Below are 19,384 nucleotides of genomic sequence, written 5' to 3' on the forward strand. Positions count from 1 at the left end.
TGACACTAGGTGGGATGCCCGGTGCGCGTTGTGTCAGGGGCAAAGAACTCCGCACGCGTGATGCTGGTCCGGGCTGGTCTCAACCCGGCTTGTGCTGATCGTGGAAGACCAGACCAGGCGCTGCCTGGCCTGGCAGCGTGAGCTGGAAATCCCCGATCAGTCATGGAGGGTGAGGAATCCCCTCCCAAGCAGCGTTGGGCCGATCTTCTCGGCGATCCTGCTCAGCTGCGCCGGCCGAGGGCTTCCGGTCCGAGTTCCCCCTGCACGCCTCTTCGCGAGAGTTTCGAGCTGTGGAGCACCTGTGGTGACACGGCATCTGAACCACCCACCGAGTGGTCAAACCTGGAACTTGCGGACGATGTCATAACGGTCGGCCGTAACTTTGGCATGCTGCAAAGATGTTATCGCCTTGTTACTATTCGCGTGATCGCAATGGTTCGCGGCGCTTTGTCCGTAATTCCTGTGCGGCTCGCCACTTTTGAGGATGTAAAGGCCTCCTGGTGGTTATCACTTGCAACTAGCTGGTGCAAGCGTTTCGGCCCATGCGTTTTTGCATCCTGATGGGTAACTTCGGCCCGTATGACCACTGCCCGCACTCCGGCCGACCGCCGACGGGCGGCCCGGGTCGGGTTCCGCCGTCGCGCTTCCTGCCGCCCGTTGCCGTGTCGCGCCGGTCCGTCCCGCGTTCCCGTCCGATCGCCCTTCCCGGCGATGCGCTGGACGCGCCCCGGCCACACGGACCTGTCATGCCCTGCTACTCCGTCTCGGCGTGGGCATTGCGTGAGGCCGCGGAGCCGACGCCAGCCCTTCAGAAGAAAGTCACTTGAATCTTGTTGATACGAAAGACCATTCACGCGGATGGGACCTGGCGCGATGCTCTGAGCGGTGAAACCCGCGACATCCTTGACCCGGCGGACGGGCAGCCCTTCGCAGTGGTGGCCGAGGGGGGCGCGGCGGACGCCGACGCCGCCGTAGCCTCGGCGCGCGCTGCCTTCGACTCCGGTGTCTGGCCGGGTGTTCCGGTGGCCGATCGGGCTGCGCTGCTGCGCCGGGTCGCCGACCTGCTGGTGCGCGACCGCGAGGAACTCGCGCTGCTGGAGAGCCGCGACGCCGGCAAGACCCTCGAGGAGGGACGCGTCGACGTCGACTGCGTGGCCGACGCCTTCCGCTACTTCGCCGATCTGGTTCTGGCGGAAGGTGCGGGACGTGTCGTGGACGCGGGCAGCGACACCGTGCACAGCGTCGTAGTCCACGAGCCGGTGGGGGTCTGTGCGCTGATCACGCCCTGGAACTATCCCCTGCTCCAGGCGAGTTGGAAGATCGCGCCGGCCCTGGCGGCCGGGAACTCCTTCGTGGTCAAGCCGAGCGAGATCACCCCGCTCAGCACGGTGGCGCTGATCGCCCTGCTGGCCGAGGCCGGCCTGCCCAACGGAGTCGCGAACCTCGTGACCGGCCCCGGCCACACGGTCGGCGCCCGCCTTGCAGAGCACCCTGACGTCGACCTGGTGTCTTTCACCGGCGGCCTGGCCAGCGGCGTGAAGGTGGCGCAGGCGGCGGCGCCCGGTGTCAAGAAGGTGACCCTGGAGCTCGGCGGCAAGAACCCGAACGTGGTCTTCGCCGATGCCTGCGACACCGCGGTCGGCTTCGACACCGCGGTCGACCAGGCCCTGAACGCCGCGTTCATGCACAGCGGCCAGGTCTGTTCGGCCGGTTCCCGGCTGATCGTCGAGGAGTCGCTGCGGGCGCGTTTCGTGGCCGAGCTGAGCCGCCGGGCCGCCCGGATCCGGCTGGGCCGTGGTACCGAGAAGGGCGTCGAGTGCGGGCCTTTGGTCTCACTGGGTCAGTTGGAGCGCACTGAGGAGTACGTCGCCTCCGCGCTCGCCGAGGGAGCAGTACTCCGCAGCGGGGGAGCCCGCCCCGAGCCGTCCGAGACCCGGCCGGCCGGCGGCTGGTTCTACGAGCCGACGGTCCTCGACCGCTGTCACCGCCGGATGCGGGTGGTCCGCGAGGAGGTTTTCGGCCCTGTTCTGACGGTGGAGACCTTCCGGACCGAGGATGAGGCGGTGGCTCTCGCCAACGACACCGAGTACGGGCTCGCGGGCGCCGTCTGGACGGCCGACGCGGCACGGGCCCGTCGGGTGGCCGGCCGGCTGCGCCACGGCACCGTGTGGATCAACGACTTCCACCCCTACCTGCCGCAGGCCGAGTGGGGCGGCTTCGGCAAGTCCGGCATCGGACGCGAGCTCGGTCCCTCCGGGCTCGCCGAGTACCGCGAGGCCAAGCACATCTACCAGAACCTGGCGCCCCGTCCCGTCCGGTGGTTCACCGGCTGACTCCCGGATGGCCCCGGCTGCGCCCGCCTGCGCCGCCGAAGCCTGACAGCGCCAGAAGCCCCCGCCCCTCTTGGAGTGACGCATCATGTCCGACCACATCTACGACTACGTCATCGTCGGCGGCGGCACCGCCGGTTCGGTGATCGCCTCCCGACTCACCGAGGACCCGGATATCACCGTCGCCGTCATAGAGGGCGGCCCCTCCGACGTCGACCGCCCCGACGTACTCACCTTGCGACGCTGGATGGGCCTGCTCGGCGGCGACCTGGACTACGACTACCCGACGACCGAACAGCCCCGCGGCAACTCCCACATCAGGCACAGCCGCGCCCGCGTCCTCGGCGGCTGCTCCTCGCACAACACCCTCATCGCGTTCAAGCCGCTGCCGTCCGACTGGAACGAGTGGGCCGCCCTCGGAGCCACCGGCTGGGACGCCCCCGCGATGGAGCCGTACTTCGGGAAGCTCCGCAACAACATCGTCCCGGTCGCCGAGAAAGACCGCAACGCCATCGCCCGCGACTTCGTCGACGCCGCACAGGACGCGCTGGGCGTGCCGGTGGTCGAGGGCTTCAACCGGCAGCCCTTCCACGAGGGTGCCGGCTTCTTCGACCTGGCATACCACCCCGAGGACAACAAGCGGTCCTCCGCCTCGGTCGCCTATCTGCACCCCTACCTGGACCGGCCGGGTCTCCACTTGCTGCTGGAGACCTGGGCCTCCCGGCTGGAGTTCGAGGGCGTCCGCGCCACCGGCGTGCGGGCGCGGACCAAGGACGGCGAGGAGATACTCGTCCAGGCATCGCGCGAAGTAGTCGTTTGCGCAGGTGCGGTGGACACTCCGCGGCTGCTCATGCACTCCGGCATCGGCCCGCGCGCTGACCTGGCGGCGCTGGGCATCGAGGTCCGTCATGACCTGCCGGGAGTCGGCGAGAACCTGCTCGACCACCCGGAGTCGGTGATCGTCTGGGAGACCCATGGCCCGATTCCCGAGAACTCCGCGATGGACAGCGACGCCGGACTGTTCGTGCGCCGCGACCCGAGCTCGGCCGGGCCCGACCTGATGTTCCACTTCTACCAGATCCCGTTCACCGACAACCCGGAGCGGCTGGGCTACGAACGGCCCGCACACGGCGTGTCGATGACACCGAACATCCCCAAGCCCCGCAGCCGCGGCCGGCTCTACCTGACCAGCGCCGACCCCGAAGTCAAGCCGGCCCTGGACTTCCGCTACTTCACCGACGACCACGACTACGACGCCCGAACCCTGGTCGACGGGATCCGGATCGCGCGGAAGATCGCGGCGACCGAGCCGCTCGCATCGTGGCTCGGCCGCGAGGTCTGCCCCGGCCCCGAGGTCACCGGGGACGCGGAGCTCAGCGAGTACGCCCGTAAGGTCGCGCACACCGTGTACCACCCGGCCGGCACCTGCCGGATCGGCGCCGAGGACGACGGCCTGGCCGTGGTCGCCCCCGACCTGACCGTCAGGGGCCTGGAGGGCATCCGGATCGCCGACGCCTCCGTCTTCCCGACCATCCCCACCGTGAACCCGATGATCGCCGTCCTGATGGTGGGGGAGAAGTGCGCCGACCTGCTTGTACCAGACGCCGCCCGGAAGGAGGCCGTCTGATGGACGGTCACGATCCCGTCTTCTCGGTACGCAACCTGTGGAAGGTTTTCGGACCGAAGGCCGAACGCGTGCCCGGCGACCCCCGGCACGCCACACTGTCCGCGACGGAGCTTCGTGAGCGGACCGGCTGCACGGCGGCCGTCCGGGACGTCTCATTCGACGTCCGCCGGGGCGAGGTCTTCGTCGTCATGGGCCTGTCCGGCTCCGGCAAGTCCACACTGGTGCGCTGCCTGACCCGACTGATCGAGCCCACCTCCGGTGAACTCGCCATGGACGGCGAGGACGTCCTGGCCATGGACCAGACCCGGCTGCGCGAGCTGCGCAGGCACCGTGCCGCGATGGTCTTCCAGCACTTCGGACTGCTCCCGCACCGCACCGTCCTGGACAACGTCGCGTACGGGCTGGAAATCCAGGGCGTGGCGAAGACCGAGCGCAGGGCACGGGCCCGCGAGGTCGTTGCGAAGGTCGGCCTCGACGGGCTGGAGAACCGCCGCCCCGACCAGCTGTCCGGTGGCCAGCAGCAGCGGGTGGGCCTGGCCCGCGCGCTCGTGACTGATCCCGAAGTCCTGCTGTTCGACGAGCCGTTCAGCGCCCTCGACCCGCTGATCCGCCGCGACATGCAGGAGGAAGTGGCCCGGCTGCACCGGGAGGAGGGACGGACCATGGTGTTCATCACCCACGACCTCGCGGAGGCGCTCAAGCTGGGTGACCGGATCGCGCTCATGCGCGACGGCGCCATCGTGCAGCTCGGCACACCGGAGGAGATTGTCACCCGGCCGGCCGACGACTACGTCCGGGATTTCGTACGCGACGTGCCCCGCGAGCAGATCGTCCCGGTGTCCCGGGCGATGCGCCCGGCCGTCGGCGACGAGGCCCAGCAAGGCGCGGTGCTCGCCCCGCACGCCACGGTCGCCGAGGGCATCGCCGCCGTCGCCCGGGACGGCGTACCGGCCCGGGTCGTGGAAGACGGCAGGACGCTCGGTGTCGTGGACCACGCGCGGCTGCTCGCCGTGGTGGCCGGACTGGATCCGGCCGAGGCCGGCCCTTACACCGGCCCGGCAGGGAACGCGGACGTGGGTCCGGACGCCGACGCGGATCCGGCTACGGACGTGATGACCGCATGACCACCACCACATCCTGCCCGCCCGTCGGCAGCGACCGCCCCCGGGCCCGCGGCGAGGCGCCCGCCCCCCGACGCGGCAGGCGCCCGTCCAGACCCTCCGCCCCGACGGTGCTCTTGGCTATTGCCGCGCTGCTGCCCACCGCCGCATTGCTCGCGGACGGCGGCTGGCCGCAGGCGCTGTCCGTGGACCTGGTCCCCGCGCTGGATTCCTTCGCCGACTGGGTGGTCGACAACCGCGACAGCCACCCCCTCTTCCTCTACTTCCTGCTGCACCTGTCCAACGCGGCCACCGACTCGGTCGACTGGGTCCACGGGCTGCTCACGTCGGCCGGCTGGGTGGGTGTGCTGGCCGTGGCCGCGGCACTTGCCTGGTACGCGGGCGGTGCGGGCCGCAAGGGAGCCGGGCCCGCCCTCGTGGCCCTCGGCTCACTGGCGGGGTGCGGCCTCCTCGGGCTGTGGGAGCAGGCGAGCGAGACGCTCGCCCTGATGCTGGTGTCGGTCGTCGCCGCCTGCGCTCTCGGGCTGCTGCTCGGCCTGGCCGCCGGGCTCTCCGACACGGCCCAGCGGATCCTGCGCCCGGTGCTGGACACCATGCAGGTTCTGCCGTCCTTCGCCTACCTGCTCCCGCTCGTCCTGATCTTCGGCATCGGCACCCCGTCGGCACTGATCACCACCGTGATCTACGCGACGCCCCCGATGGTGCGGATGACTGCCCTCGGGTTGCGCGGCGCGGACCCTGCCGTCCTGGAGGCATCGCGCTCCCTGGGTTCGACCCGGTGGCAGCGACTGCGGACGGCGCGCCTGCCCATGGCCCGGCCGCAGCTCTTCCTCGGCCTGAACCAAACCATCATGATGGCCCTGTCGATGGTTGTCATCGCCTCCGTCGTGGGCGCCGGCGGCCTCGGGGAGAGCGTCTACCAGGCTCTGAAAACTCGGGACTTCGGCCAAGGCCTCACCGCCGGACTGGCCATCGTGCTCATCGCCGTCTGGCTGGACCGGACGACCGCGGCGGCCGGAGCCCGTTCCGGAGCCCCGGTCGGCCGCTGGGCCATCGGGCTCGCCCTCGCGGTGGCCGCTGCCGGCGTGTTGGTGGGCACTCGCCTGGCGTCCGGCTGGCCCGAAGCCCTGACCGTGGACTTCGCCGCCCCGCTGAACACAGCCGTGGACTGGCTCGTCGGCACGGTGTACCAGGACGTCCCCGTCCTCGGCGGCACCTCGGTCTGGGCCGGCAACTTCACCAGCTGGGTACTCAACCCGCTGGACACCGGGCTGCAGACTCTTCCCTGGTGGTCCCTGCTGCTCCTGGCCGGCGCGGTCGCCTGGCTGGTCGGCACCTGGCGCGGCGCGCTGACCGCCGTACTCGCCCTCTCCTGCACCGGAGTGCTGGGCATCTGGAGTAAGTCCCTCTACACGCTGTCCCAGGTCCTGGTCGCCGTCGCCCTCACCCTGCTGCTTGGCTTCGCCATCGGCACGCTCGCAGCCCGCGTCCCGACGGTCGAGCGCCTACTGCGCCCCGTGTTCGACGCCATGCAGACGCTGCCACAGTTCATCTACCTCATCCCGGTCGTGCAGCTCTTCAACGCCGGCCGGGTCGCCGCGATCACCGCGGCGGCCGTGTACGCCCTGCCCGCGGTGGTGCGGGTCACCACCCAGGGCCTCAAGCAGGTGAGCCCGGCCACCATGGAGGTGTCCCGCTCGCTGGGCGCCACCACCTGGCAGCAGATCCGCGACGTTCAGTGGCCGCTCGCACGCCCTGCCCTGCTGGTCGCCGCGAACCAGGGCGTCGTACTGGTCCTCGCGGTCGTCGTCATCGGCGGCCTGGTCGGCGGCGGAGCGCTCGGCTTCGACGTTGTCAAGGGCCTCACCGCGGGTGAGCTGGGCACCGGCCTGACAGCCGGCGCGGGCATCGTCTGCCTCGGCCTGGCCCTCGACAAACTGACCCAGCCGGCCGCCGGATCGCCTTCCGCCTCCGCCCGGCACTGACCGACGCGCGCCGCACCCGGTCCGCGCTCCCGGTATTCACCTCCGTACGAAAGGCAGTCCAACATGACCGCACACACAGCACACACCACGCACTCCCGCACCGACGGCATCGTCGTCGACGCCCGCCAGCGCGCCCGGTCCCGCGGAACCCGGACCGGGATCGCTGCGGCCGGCGTGCTCGCCCTGCTCACCGTCGGCGCATGCGGGGCCGCCGACACCGGCGGCGACTCCAAGACCGTCAACCTGCACACCCCGTCATGGGTCGGTGCGGAGGTCAACACCGCCGTCGCGGCATACCTGCTGGAGCACGAGCTCGGGTACACGGTCAAGACCAAGCAGATGGACGAGACCCCCGCCTGGGACGCGATGAGTCAGGGCAAGATTGACGCGATCCTGGAGGACTGGGGCCACCCCCAGGAGGAGAAGCGCTACGTCGAGGGCAACAAGACGGTCGTCACGGCCGGCCAACTCGGCGTGACGGGCCACATCGGCTGGTTCGTCCCCAAGTACGTCGCCGACGAACACGCGGACATCACCGACCACAAGAACCTCAACAAGTACGCCGACCTCTTCAAGACACCCGAGAGCGGTGACAAGGGCCAGTTCATCAAGGGCGACCCCTCCTACGTCTCCCACGACAACGCTCTGATCGAGAACCTCGGCCTGAACTACAAGCCGATCGAGGCGGGCGCCGAGGCCACACACCTGGCTCAGCTCGAGCAGCTGTACAAGAACAAGAAGCCCTTCCTCACCTACTGGTGGACCCCGCAGTGGATGAACGCGACCATGGACCTGGTCGAGGTGAAGCTGCCGCCGCACCAGGAAAGCTGCGACGCCGACAAGAAGACCGTCGCCTGTGCCTACCCCGATGTGCCGCTGAAGAAGTGGATGAACGCCGACTTCGCGAAGGAGGACAGCGCTGCGGCACGGTTCCTCAAGAACTTCAAGTGGACGACCGAGCAGCAGAACCTCGTCGCCAAGTACGTCGCCGCCGACAAGATGAGCCCGGAGAAGGCGGCAGAGAAGTGGGTCAAGGGGAACGAGTCCACTTGGAAGGCGTGGCTGCCGAAGAAGTAGTTCCCGGCGCTGATGGCGCTGCCGGGCAGCCCATCGGTTGCTCTGCCCCGATACCCCGGTCCAGGTCGGGCCGCACCCGCAGCGGATGTATGGCGTCCCAAGGCCTGTCTGGCAATTGATCTTGTGGCAGGTCGAGGCGAGTTGACGGAAGCGGCGTGGGAGCGAATAGAGCCCTTGTTGCCGCAGGTGGACGGGCGTGGTCGGCCGTGGCGTGATCACCGACAGGTGGTCAATGGTGTGCTGTGGCGGTTGCGGACCCGGGCTCCATGGCGTGACCTGCCGGAGCAGTATGGGCCGTGACAGATCGTCTACGAGCGGTTCGCCCGCTGGGAGGCGGATGGCACGTGGGCAAGGCTGTTGGAGCATGTGCAGGTCCGCGACGACACGGTGGGCCGGGTGGAGTCGACCGTCGCCGTCGACGCCACGGCCAACCGGGCTTCCTGCGGGAAGCCGGTCCAGCGGAGTTCGGCGGGGAGATGGCCGGTGTCGTTGAAGAGGAGGACCGCCGGGGGACGGCCGGGCGCATAGCGGATGACGGTCAGCGCCGCGTTGGCGTGGTTGATGCCCATCCAGCGCCATTTCGGGGCATCGAAGGCGGCACGGAAGAGCCAGCCGACGAGGAAGTTGTGTGTGACGACAAGTTCGTGGCGCGGCTCGTCGCCGACGACGCGCCCCGTGAACTCCGCTAGCGCCGCCTCCGCAAGGCCGGGGCCTTGCTCGCGATCCTCGACTGGAAACTGGTTCAAAAAACCCAGCATGGCATCGGCCGTCTCCGAAGGCAGTTCCTCGCGCGACGGAAGATAGGGGATGTAGTCGCCGGCTGTAGCGGTGAGCTGCAGGGGGACGCCGTCGAGCTGTTCACCGACCAGTCGCGCGGTCTGTGCGGCACGGGAGAGCGGCCCGTGGTGGATCGCCGTCAGCGGGACCCCACGCAGCCGCTCTCCGAGTAGGGCGGCCTGGCGGCGGCCAGCCTCTGTCAGCTCGCTCTCGTCCGACGTGGCCTCGCCGTGCCGAGTGAGGTACAGATACCGGGCGGCTGTGCGGGTCATGCGCGAGTCTCCATGGGAGTAGATCTTGCGGACTCCTGGAGTGACGCCGACGTGTGCAGGCCGGTTCCGCGTAAGGCTGGTATCCGCCATGAGACGGCTTAACGCGTCACGGACACCGTCAAGACCCAACAGACACGGCCTAGGCTAGGTGCCTGCCGGGGTTGGCGCCGTCCAGCTGCCGAGTATCCGCAGTGCGGCGTCCGAGCGTGCGTCGGGGGCGGTGAAGACGACCAGGGAGCGTCCTTCGTCGCCGGGGAGCGCAAGCGTTTCGTAATCGAGGTCGAAGTCGCCGACCACGGGATGCAGGAACCTCTTTACGCCGTACGACTTCTCCCCTACTTCCTGCGTTGCCCACAGAGAACGGAACTCCACGCTCTGGGCGCACAGTTCGGCGACGAGGCGGGCGAGTTGCGCGTCGGCGGGACGGCGTCCGGCCGCGAAGCGGAGGAATCCGACGGTTTGGCAGGCGATCTCCTCCCACCGGGGGTACAGCTTCCGAGCAGCGGAGTCGAGGAAGACGTGCCGGGCGAGGTTGAACCCCGTACCGCAAGCCGGGCTGGGAGCGCCCACGAGGGCGCGAGCCAGGTCGTTGGCGTCGAGGACGTCCATCGCCGGACTGAGGACGTATGCAGGGACGGCGCCCACCGCAGCCAGGAGACGCCGCAGCCCGTGCCGAACCGACATGTCCGCCGCCGACGACCCGGCATCGGCCGAGGACGCGGCTGCGCTCCGGTTGCGGTCCCGGTGCACCAAGTCGTACATGTATGCACGCGCGGTCGCGTCGACTCGCAGCACCCTCGCCAGCGCGTCGAGCACGGCATCCGAGGGGTTGTGTGCGCGGCCCTGCTCCAAGCGCGTGTAGTAGACGGCGCTGACGCCCGCGAGTTCGGCTACTTCCTCGCGACGCAGCCCTGTGACCCGGCGCCGGCCGAGGGCGGGGACTCCGGCCGCTGCCGGAGTAACCAGGGCACGCCGTGACATGAGGAATCTACCGAGTTCGCTGGCTGAGTTCATGCCCACCAGTATTCCGGGCCAGGAATCCGGGAACCTCTCCTTGCCGGTACCCCCATCGCCTCCTTCCCTGGTACTCGGGGGGTAGTGGCTCCGTCTCGGGCGATCCAGCACCGTGGAACCCGTCGCGATACGACGGACGCGGCGGACACCAACGAGCAGGACCGACAGGACAGGAGCGCCTTCCATGCGCGCAGTAATATTCTCGCGGTACGGCGACGAGAGCGTGCTGGAGCTCACCCAGCGACCGGAGCCGGCCCCGGCGGAGGGCGAGCTTCTCATTGAGGTCATGGCCGCAGGGGTGAACCCAGTCGACTGGAAGCACAGAGAAGGAGCGGTGCGCAACGATCGCCTGTTTCCGCTGGGCATGGGCTGGGACGTGGCGGGGGTGGTGCGGACCACGGTGCCGGGCGGCCCGGCCGTGGGCGAAGCCGTGTACGGGATGCTGCCGCTACCGTACGGGGGCGCCTATCAGGAACTGGCAGTCTTGCCCTCCTCCGCGGCGGCGCCCAAGCCGGCTCGGCTGTCCTACGCGGAGGCCGCCGCTGTACCCCTCGCGGCCCTGACCGCGTGGCAGGCGCTAGAAGCGGCAGGAGCGGATACCGGCCTGCGCGTCCTGGTGCATGCGGGCGCCGGCGGTGTCGGCCACTTCGCCGTGCAGTTCGCCCGGCAGCTCGGGGCGCACGTCACCGCCACCGCCTCCGCCCACAACCTGGACTTCCTGCGCCGGCTCGGCGTCAACGAGCCGGTCGACCGGGCGACAGCCGACCTGTCCGCCGCCGATCCTTTCGACATCGTCCTGGATACCATCGGCGGCCCGGTGCAGCACATGTCGTGGCGGCTCCTTCGGCCAGGCGGAACCCTCATCACCCTCCCGGAACCCATCGACGAGGCATACCGCCTCCCCGGCATCGCGGCCCGGCGTGTCATCGTCGCCCCTGACGGCGCGGCGCTGCGCCGGATCGGCACGCTCATCGACTCCGGTGTGGTGCACGTCGAGATCCAGTCCGTCCTCCCCTTGGAGGAAGCGGCGAAGGCGCACCGCATGAGCCGGGAGGGGCGGGTACGCGGGAAGCTGGTCCTCACCCTCTGATGCAGCGGCCGCTCGCACGACGCCTGGCGAGCAGGGCAGGAGCGGATCTGCGGCTCCCGGTCGGGTTACGGAAACGCACCACATCACCACGCTCGTAGCTTGGCGGTGGACGAGAGAGACCGAGGTGGCTCGACCTCGTCCACCTCGTCTGTGGCCAAAGGTGCTTGGGCCGATCCGTACCCCCAACGCGTAGGAGGGGACGGCGTAGCGCGACCAGGAGGTCAGGCCGACGTTTTCGCCACCGAGTCCGGTGATCTCGAACATTGTCCTCCTCATGTCGTCTCCTCCTCTCCCAGTGTCCGCATCGCCTTTCATTCGCCGAACATAGCGGTGCCGCATCGGAAGGCGTGCCGCTATGGCCGGTCGGGAGGCTTGCCGGCCGCGCGCCTCCGTTTGCGGTACCACTCCCGCAGGCACAGGGCCGCGGTGACGAACAGTGACACCCAGGCGACGGAGAAACACCAGATCACCACGGGGGAGGAGGTCGCGGCGGCGGCCACCAGCAGGCCGAGGCAGAGCACGGCAAGGGTGCAGACGATTCCCGCTGCGAGGCGACGCCGCGCGATGGCGCGTAGCTGGGACTGGGAGCTCAGCGTGTGCTGGAACTCGACGTCGGAGTCCAGTGTCTGCTCGATGTCCGCCAGGATTTTGCGTTCGTGAGGCGAGAGCGCCGGTCCTTCGTCCATTGCACACCACCTCCGCTGTGTGCCAGGTGCACGGGCACACCCTCTCAGTTTCGCCCTTCACGGCAGGTCCGCCCGCACCAGCACCGGGCCGGGCGGGCATTGTCCCGCGCGTGTCCCGCTCCCGCTGGTGCCGGGCCCTTCAGCTCCCCGCCGCGTCAGGTACTCCCGCGAGAGGTGGCTGGGCAGAGACCGATGACTCGCCGTCCGCCGGGCTCGCGACCTGCGTCGCTGTCCCACGGGACGACTGTGGGGCCTGATCCTGGTGATGCTCCCCGGCGCGTTCGAGGAAGCGCAGGAGTTCGACGGGAAAGGGCAGTACGAGGGTGGAGTTCTTCTCGGCGGCCACGGCCACGACGGTCTGCAAGAGCCGCAACTGGAGGGCGGCCGGCTGTTCGGACATGACCGCCGCCGCTTGGGCGAGCTTTCTGGACGCCTGGAGTTCGGCGTCCGCGTTGATCACTCGAGAGCGCCGTTCGCGGTCGGCCTCGGCCTGCCGTGCCATGGAGCGCTTCATGCCCTCGGGCAGGGAAACGTCCTTGATCTCGACGCGGTCGATGGTCACGCCCCACTCCACGGCGGGACTGTCCATCATCAGTTCCAAGCCCTGGTTGAGCTTCTCTCGGTTGGACAGCAATTCGTCGAGGTCGGACTTGCCCAGGATGGAGCGCAGCGAGGTCTGCGCCATCTGCGAGACGGCGAATCGGTAGTCCTCCACGCGGATGATCGCGTCCACCGGGTCGACGACCTTGAAATAGATCACCGCGTCGACCCGCACGGTCACGTTGTCACGGGTGATGCCGTCCTGGGCCGGCACTGGCATGGTGACGATCTGGATGTTCACCTTGTGCATCCGGTCGACCACGGGAACGACCATGGTGAAGCCCGGCCCGCGGACCGAGCCCATCAAACGGCCGAAACGCAGCACGACACCGCGCTCGTACTGCTTGATCACCCGGGCAGCGGCCGCCAGATACAGCACAGCGCCGCTGCCCGCCACGACCAGAACAGTCAGCAGTCCTTGCAGCATGACAATCACCGACAATCATGGAACTTTACGTCCTCTTGGGATTCTTCCCACTCAGTCGAGGCGTAGGCCCTAACCGTCGGGCGTACACCGGCTGGCGGGGTATTGGGTTCGCCGCCGATCAGGTGTGGAACTGGGGGCGGGGCAGCCGCAGAAGGTAGCGCGCTGATGTCGGAGGCCCGCATCCGCACACGCGGAGAGCCTGGAGGTGTACACCTGGTAGCCGTAGCCGGTTGTGTTCGGAGGCCTCGGCTCGAAGTCCCACTACCTGCACGATCTCGGCGAGCTGGTCATCAGGAGGCGTGCGGCCTTTCGACCCACTCTCCGGCCCTGTGTCGCAGCCCGCGCCGTTGACACAGAGTTTCAGGCGTTCGGCGGGGGGAGTGGTCGTACCGAGGAATGCTGACCCGGAAGTTCTTCTCCGCGTCCGCGAGTTCCTTCCTTAGCCGGATTACGTATCCGTCGTGGCACCATCCTGCGTGCGATTCCTTGGTCGCAGGGATCTTTCCGGACCACCGCGCTGCCCACTCGGATAGGCCATTTCTCAGTCTCACGACCGCTCGTTTCGCGTTTTTTGACGAGGCGGCTGTCGGCTTCGACGACCTCATCCAGGAGCTGCTCCGTGACGGTCTTGGCCTTCGCCCGCGGAAGGGAGCTGGTCGTTGCGGTGGCACGGGCGAGCTGCCTTGACGCTGCATTTCTCGCTCTTGGCCACATCGGGTGACTGGCCTCCAGTCCGTGGCGCGGATGCATGGTCTTTGCGGCGAGGGGCGGACTATCCCGGGGCCTGGCGCAAGAAGTTCACGGCCGCCGCCGCGTGACCGCCCGCACCGATGTGGTGGTGAGCGGCGGGGGCCAGTCCGGGCTCGTCGCTGTGTCGGCGGCGGCAGCAGGGCCGGCGAGTCGTCGCCGACATGCCGAGAGGCGTTGGATTCGTCCACTGGGCAGACCAGGCGGACGCCGAATGCGGCCTCGATCTCGACTGCTTTTCGGGCCTGCAGGAAGCGGTGGAAGCCCTTGAAGATCTGGACGTATCCGCGGCGGGTGGAAGGCGTCCGCCCTTCTACGGCCAGGCCGCCGACCACACGGTCGATGTCCTCGGGCGGGACATCCCACGCCGGCTGCCCCAGGGCGTTCAACGTCCGCTCAAGCAGGCCGATGTCGTTGTCGACCGTCACCGGGCTGAATCCCGGGCCTGACAGGAGGCCGCCAACGCCTCCGGTGCCGGGTTCGTCGGGGTCGGCAACTTCGCTGCCGTCATCACGGGAACGAGCGAAGTGGTGGACGAGGCGGAGACGCCCGGCTGAGGCCGACAACCGTTGTATTGCACGCCCGCGACCGGGCGTTCCCGTACGGTCGCCCCGCCCGTAGCCTCCTCGCTTTGGCTGCTCGTCTTGGCACCTGGCGTGATTCGGCCCGAGTGGCCCTCAGTGCTCGGCGGCGATGGTCACCTCTGAGGTGGGCCTCGGCTCACCTAAGGGTTGTCCCGTAAATGATCTTCGAGTCGCCTCGGGCGTGGTTGGCCGCTCTGCAGCCAGCTTGCCTATCCGGCGAGGGCGAAGTTGTGCATGCGGGCGATGCCGAGCATGGCTTGGTGGACTCCGTCGCCTTTGAGGCGGCAGTCGCGGAGGATCTTCCAGGTCTTCATGCGGGCGAAGACGTGCTCGACGCGGGCGCGGACCTGCTTGTGGGATTTGTTGTGTTCCTCTTTCCAGTCCGGGAGTTCGCTTTGGCCGCGCTGCCGGCGGTGCGGGATGACGAGTCCGGTGCCCGGGTAGCCGCCGTCAGCGATCGTGAGAGTGTTGCCGACGGCGGCCTTGGCGCCGGATTCTTCCCATGCCTTGCAGTCGTTGCGGTTGCCGGCGAGCGGTCGGCCGACCACGACGACCAGGCGGGTGTCGGCGTCGATGACGACCTGGTGGTTGGTGGCGTACCTGTAGTTCTTGGACCGCTCGGCGATGGTGTGGTCGCGGGTGGGAACCAGGGTGCCGTCCACGATGAGCACGGTGTCCTTCGCGAACCGCTTGCGGGGCTGGAGCGCGAGCATCGGCCCCAGGTGGTCGATGATCCGGTCCGCCGCAGACTTCGAAACCCCGAACAGCGGAGCGAGCTGCCGCATGGTCAGGTTCGTGCGCCAGTACGCCGCGACCAGCAGTGCCCGGTCCTCCAGCGGAAGGCTCCACGGCCGGCCCCTGCGGACCGCGTCCGCACCCCCACGGCGCAACACCGTCACCAGCTTCCCGAAGGCACGCGGACTCAGCCCGGTAAACGGGGCTATCCAAGACGGCTCCGACGCCGTGATCACACCAGCCACACCAAGATCATCTCACCGGTGACCAGCAGTTACGGGACAACCCTTAGTGCTGGGTGCGGCTTGTTGTGATGGCCGGCCGGTGGCCCAGGCTTGGCCGAGGAGGCGAAAAGGAACGGTCGATCGACAGAAAACGGCCAGGCGGGACCTATAGGTCGATGACCACTTTAACGTCGTCGGCCTGACGCTCGAATGCCTCGGCGGCTCGATCGAGGGGTACCCGTCGCGTGATCAGACGCTCCAGCCACGTGATGTCGGCGTTTGCCAGTGCTTGGGCCGCTTGTCGGTAGTGCCGCAGGTTGGCGTTGACGGAGCCGACCACGGCGTCGTTCTGAAGCACGATTTCGCGGTTGACGGTGCCGGCGTCCACGCTGATGTGGCGGCCGGAGGGTGAGACTCCGGTCAGGCACACGACTCCGTAGCGGGCGGTGCCGGTGAGTGAGCTGAAGACCAGGGCGCTGGCGCCGGTTGCTTCGATGATGATGTCCGGACACACTTTTTGGATGACCTGCTCGGCGTGCTCGGTGTGGTAAATGGCGCCCAGATCCTGGACGAGGCGGGGCTTGGGTCCCTGGCTCACGCGGTCGAGTACGTGTACCTCCAGTCCCCGCTGTGTGCCGAGCAACGCGGCCAGCAGACCGATCGGCCCGGCGCCGGTGACCAGGACCCGCCGCGGCTCGAACCAGGCACGTCCCCCGACGCGCTCCACCTGTTCCCATGCCTTGGCGACGACGGAGGCCGGCTCGATCAGCACCCCGACCTGCTCCAGGTTCGGCGTGAGTTTCACCGCGTAGGCGGGTTCCACGCACCACGTCTGGGCGCCGTAGCCGTCGATCTCTTTGATGCCGCGTTCGGTGTAGCGGCCGTTGCGGCACATGTCGAACTCACCGTGTCCACAGGCACCGCAGGGCACCGGGTCCGGTCGGCGTACTACACCGGCGACGAGGTCACCGCTGGTAAACCCGCTGTTGTGTGGCGCCTGCGTCACTCGGCCCAGCGACTCATGTCCCAGCACCAGCCAGTCGCGACCAGGTGGTGCCCACCCGTATTGGCCGCCTGCGATTTCTCTGTCCGTACCGCAGACCCCCATCGCCGAGCCGCGCACGAGCAGCTCACTGTCGGCCGGCGAGGGGTCAGGCTGCTGCCGTACTTCGAGGGAGTGGGCGACGTCGGGTCGTACAGTCAACGCAAGCATGTCGCTTTCCCGCCTTTCCATCACGTGGTGGTGGCACGTGCCAGCGAATTGCCGTGCGTAGCCACTTTCCAAGAGACGTGACGGGTCGGCCCGTGCCATCGCCTCCTGTCAGCGTCCTCGTACAGCGGCGCGTGCGAGGCGAGTCGTCTCGTCGGCCGTGCCGCTGATGGGAACAAGAGCTCCCGGTTCTTCTGCGGTCAGCGGTTCCAGGGTGGCCAGCTGGGATTGCAGAAGGCTTACCGGCATGAAGTGCCCTCGCCGTCTTGCCATGCGGTCGGCGATGAGCTCCGCTGAGCCGTCCAGGTGGATGAAGAAGACCCGCGGCGCTGCGGACGCCAGACGGTCGCGGTAGCGCCGCTTCAGGGCTGAACAGGAGATGACCCCGCCACGGGCGGCGTGCTCGAGGAGCCAAGCGCCGATGGCGTCGAGCCAGGGACGCCGGTCCTTATCGTCCAAGGGTATTCCTGCCCTCATCTTGGCTACGTTCTCAGGCGGATGAAAATCATCGCCCTCCGCGAAAGGCACGCCGAGTAATTGGGCCAGGGGTTTCCCAATGGTCGTCTTGCCGGAGCCTGCCACACCGATTACTACGACCAACGGAGAGTCTTCGTGCGGCACCATCACGTCAGGCTAACGCAGTGCACCCTAACGAGCCTGCTGCGCTGAACGGCGGCCCGGACAAGGCGACACCGGAACCGCTCTGTCCGTCGCCTGCCGCCTGCCCGGATCACGCCCGGGCCCCGCCAGTGATCAGCACGCCTGTCGGGGGCGCTTGAATCGTGGTTACTGGATCACTTTTTCCGTGGCCCTGACACGGAAAGTGATCCAGAACCACTTTTCACCCGTCGCCGACACACGCCAGGGTGAGCCGTCGGCGCTCAGTCGCCCAGAGCGCTGGCACCCGCACAGTGATTATGTCCACGCGTCCGACGTGTCGAGCCAGAAGCCTTGTCTCTGCCCTGTAGCGGTCGCGTTCATGCACCGACGTGTGGGCGAAAACGACCCAGGCGGTTGCCTGGCTGGATGACGGGTAGCCGCAACACAAGGCCAGTGTCCCGGTCCGGGGGAAGGAGCCTTCGCATGAAGCCTGTCATGGTGGGTGTCGAGGACGCTCCCGGTCAGCAGGACGTCGTGTTGCTGGCGGCTCGGGAGGCGCGGATACGGGGGTGCGCACTGCATATCGTGCATGCGGTGCCGCTGGCGGTCGGCTCCGGGCGCTCTGCGGCAGAGGCGGAGAGCAGCACGCCCGCACGTGAGGGAGTCGCGGTGCTGGACCGTTTCGAGGCGATGGTCCGCGAGGAGTTCTCCGATCTCGTGGTGCAGGGAGAGCTGCCTTTCGGAGGCGTCGCCGCGACCCTGGTGGAACGCTCCGCGGAGGCCTCGCTGCTCGTTGTGGGACACCGTGGCAGTGGCGGTTTTCCGCGGCTGCCGCTGGGCTCGGTGAGCTGGCAGGTGGCCACGCACGCCCAGTGTCCGGTCCTCGTTCCCAGGCCCCGTACGAGCGGCGGACGGCCACGGAATCTGGTCGTGGCGGGGCTCGACATCGGCGACGCGTCCCGCGAAGCCGTCGAGGTGGCCTATGAGGAGGCCGAGCGGCGCGACGCCTCGCTGGAGCTTCTCTACGCCGCCCCGTTGCCCGGGGTCGTGGCCATCGGGCCGATGGGGGCGGTGATATCGGATGTCCCCGATGCTGATGCCGTTGAGCGGGACGCCGGAGAGTTCCTCGAGCGGGAGATCGCCCAGCGCGCGCTACGGCATCCTGGACTGCGTGCCACCTGGCAGGTGCAATTTCAGCGCCCGGCCACAGCGCTCGTGGACGCTTCCAAGGAGGCCGCCCTGCTGGTGGTCGGCTGCCACGGCCGCACGGGGTTGCGTCGGCTGCTCCTGGGATCGGTCAGTGCCGAAGTCCTGCACCTAGCCGATTGCCCCGTGATGGTCGTCCCGCCCTTCGACGCGGAAACGCAGTCACTGTGACGCTGAGCCCTCGGCGTCCAGCGCCGGGCAGGCTTGCCGGACCAAGAGAAATGGATGGCCCGACGGCTGAATTTCACGTGGGACAGCTCGGCAGGGGTCACGCGCTGCCGGCCGCGGAATCCTTGTCAGTCTGGCTGGCCGAATGGACGCTGTGCTCGCCGTCGGGGATACCGGCGAGGTCTTCGACATGGAACAGGCGGGCGATCGGCACGTCGGTGCTGCTGTGGGCGACGATCGAGAAGGCGATGCAGACGGCGATCAGCGTGTACGCCTCCTCGCCCTGGGGGATGCCGGCTTGGAGCACCAGCAGGCCGTAGACGACGGACGCGAACCCCTTGGGGCCGAACCAGGCTGCGACCAGCTTTTCCCGCCGGTCCAGCCGCGCGCCCAGGAGCGAGACCAGCAGCGACGCAGGGCGGATCAGCAAGATCGCCAGTACCACCGCCACGTATCCGCCCACCGGCAGGTCTCCGAACAGCTGAGGGGTGAGCAGCGCGCCGAAGACCAGGAGCGCGGCGAACTTGGCCAGCTCGGCCAGGGCCTCGCCGAGCCGGGAGGGGCGGGTACGCGGGAAGCTGGTCCTCAGCCTCTGAGGCGGCGCCCGCTCGCACGACGCCCGGCGAGCAGGACAGCCGGGCGAACCTGCGGCTCCCGGTCGGGTTGCGGAAACGCGCCACATCACAACGCTCGCAGCTTGGCGGTGGACGCGCGAGATTGCAGCAGCTCGACCTCGTCAGGCCGATCCGCACCCCCGACGCGTAGGAGCAGACGGCGCAGCGCGACCAGATTGTCTCCGTGGTGTGGTGGTGCGGTAGATACGACGCAAGGATACGCGGACAACTGTGGCCATAGGTGCTCTCGTGAGCGAGGACTCATCGAGGCAGGTAGGCGATCGCTGCCT

The 19,384-nt window shown here is 68.6% G+C and carries 14 protein-coding genes and 3 pseudogenes; 9 read left to right on the forward strand and 8 right to left on the reverse strand.

The annotated features are described in order from the left end of the window. The first annotated feature begins 830 nt into the window (after window positions 1–830). The 6 genes and pseudogenes from AC6CKD_RS33595 to AC6CKD_RS33620 all read left to right on the forward strand — a co-directional run. Window positions 831–2,333: an aldehyde dehydrogenase family protein gene (locus AC6CKD_RS33595; RefSeq protein ID WP_498332593.1), complete on the forward strand. Its 1,503-nt coding sequence runs from the start codon at window positions 831–833 to the stop codon at window positions 2,331–2,333. Between the two features lie 85 nt (window positions 2,334–2,418). Continuing rightward, window positions 2,419–3,957, forward strand: a complete 1,539-nt coding sequence (locus AC6CKD_RS33600) for a GMC family oxidoreductase (RefSeq protein ID WP_498332594.1) — start codon at window positions 2,419–2,421, stop codon at window positions 3,955–3,957. Next, the gene (locus AC6CKD_RS33605) at window positions 3,957–5,081 is read left to right on the forward strand and encodes a quaternary amine ABC transporter ATP-binding protein (RefSeq protein ID WP_498332595.1); all 1,125 of its coding nucleotides are present in this window, start codon (window positions 3,957–3,959) and stop codon (window positions 5,079–5,081) included. Before AC6CKD_RS33600 ends, AC6CKD_RS33605 begins: the two co-directional genes overlap by 1 nt. Continuing rightward, entirely contained in the window at window positions 5,078–7,063 is a 1,986-nt protein-coding gene (locus tag AC6CKD_RS33610; RefSeq protein WP_498332596.1) for an ABC transporter permease subunit, read from the forward strand. Before AC6CKD_RS33605 ends, AC6CKD_RS33610 begins: the two co-directional genes overlap by 4 nt. 63 nt (window positions 7,064–7,126) lie before the next feature. Then, window positions 7,127–8,140, forward strand: a complete 1,014-nt coding sequence (locus tag AC6CKD_RS33615) for an ABC transporter substrate-binding protein (protein WP_498332597.1) — start codon at window positions 7,127–7,129, stop codon at window positions 8,138–8,140. 123 nt (window positions 8,141–8,263) lie between these two features. Beyond that, a pseudogene (locus AC6CKD_RS33620) lies at window positions 8,264–8,697 on the forward strand (IS5 family transposase); the annotation flags it as partial. On the opposite strand, the pseudogene AC6CKD_RS33625 reads toward AC6CKD_RS33620, so the two are convergent. Continuing rightward, window positions 8,686–9,279, reverse strand: a pseudogene (locus AC6CKD_RS33625) (histidine phosphatase family protein); the annotation flags it as partial. The pseudogenes AC6CKD_RS33620 and AC6CKD_RS33625 overlap by 12 nt on opposite strands. A gap of 54 nt (window positions 9,280–9,333) precedes the next feature. Then, window positions 9,334–10,203 carry a helix-turn-helix domain-containing protein gene (locus AC6CKD_RS33630; protein WP_498332598.1) on the reverse strand — a complete coding sequence of 290 codons (870 nt, stop codon included), beginning with the start codon at window positions 10,201–10,203 and terminating at the stop codon, window positions 9,334–9,336. Between the two features lie 184 nt (window positions 10,204–10,387). Between AC6CKD_RS33630 and AC6CKD_RS33635 the strand changes: the two genes are divergently transcribed. Continuing rightward, on the forward strand, window positions 10,388–11,293 hold the full coding sequence (locus AC6CKD_RS33635; protein ID WP_498332599.1) for an NADP-dependent oxidoreductase: 906 nt from the start codon (window positions 10,388–10,390) through the stop codon (window positions 11,291–11,293). A gap of 353 nt (window positions 11,294–11,646) precedes the next feature. Here AC6CKD_RS33635 and AC6CKD_RS33640 read toward each other — a convergent pair whose 3' ends face one another. Both AC6CKD_RS33640 and AC6CKD_RS33645 read right to left on the reverse strand, forming a co-directional pair. Continuing rightward, window positions 11,647–11,979: a DUF3040 domain-containing protein gene (locus tag AC6CKD_RS33640; RefSeq protein ID WP_498332600.1), complete on the reverse strand. Its 333-nt coding sequence runs from the start codon at window positions 11,977–11,979 to the stop codon at window positions 11,647–11,649. A 139-nt stretch (window positions 11,980–12,118) separates the two neighbouring features. Beyond that, window positions 12,119–13,006: a slipin family protein gene (locus AC6CKD_RS33645; protein ID WP_498332621.1), complete on the reverse strand. Its 888-nt coding sequence runs from the start codon at window positions 13,004–13,006 to the stop codon at window positions 12,119–12,121. A gap of 911 nt (window positions 13,007–13,917) precedes the next feature. On the opposite strand from AC6CKD_RS33645, the gene AC6CKD_RS33650 reads away from it, so the two are divergent. Beyond that, window positions 13,918–14,202: a hypothetical protein gene (locus AC6CKD_RS33650; RefSeq protein WP_498332601.1), complete on the forward strand. Its 285-nt coding sequence runs from the start codon at window positions 13,918–13,920 to the stop codon at window positions 14,200–14,202. A 344-nt stretch (window positions 14,203–14,546) separates the two neighbouring features. Here AC6CKD_RS33650 and AC6CKD_RS33655 read toward each other — a convergent pair whose 3' ends face one another. From AC6CKD_RS33655 to AC6CKD_RS33665, 3 genes are all read right to left on the reverse strand, one after another. Then, window positions 14,547–15,317 (reverse strand): transposase, encoded by a 771-nt coding sequence (locus AC6CKD_RS33655; RefSeq protein ID WP_498332602.1) that lies wholly within the window; start codon window positions 15,315–15,317, stop codon window positions 14,547–14,549. A 145-nt stretch (window positions 15,318–15,462) separates the two neighbouring features. Then, window positions 15,463–16,509 carry a glucose 1-dehydrogenase gene (locus AC6CKD_RS33660; RefSeq protein WP_498332603.1) on the reverse strand — a complete coding sequence of 349 codons (1,047 nt, stop codon included), beginning with the start codon at window positions 16,507–16,509 and terminating at the stop codon, window positions 15,463–15,465. A 108-nt stretch (window positions 16,510–16,617) separates the two neighbouring features. Continuing rightward, window positions 16,618–17,130, reverse strand: coding sequence for a gluconokinase (locus AC6CKD_RS33665; protein ID WP_498332604.1), 513 nt, complete (start codon window positions 17,128–17,130; stop codon window positions 16,618–16,620). A gap of 459 nt (window positions 17,131–17,589) precedes the next feature. On the opposite strand from AC6CKD_RS33665, the gene AC6CKD_RS33670 reads away from it, so the two are divergent. Then, window positions 17,590–18,483 (forward strand): universal stress protein, encoded by an 894-nt coding sequence (locus tag AC6CKD_RS33670; RefSeq protein ID WP_498332605.1) that lies wholly within the window; start codon window positions 17,590–17,592, stop codon window positions 18,481–18,483. A 97-nt stretch (window positions 18,484–18,580) separates the two neighbouring features. Here AC6CKD_RS33670 and AC6CKD_RS33675 read toward each other — a convergent pair. Continuing rightward, window positions 18,581–19,033, reverse strand: a pseudogene (locus tag AC6CKD_RS33675) (cation:proton antiporter domain-containing protein); the annotation flags it as partial. Window positions 19,034–19,384 lie beyond the last annotated feature (351 nt).

This window comes from Streptomyces sp. GQ60, from assembly GCF_059758875.1.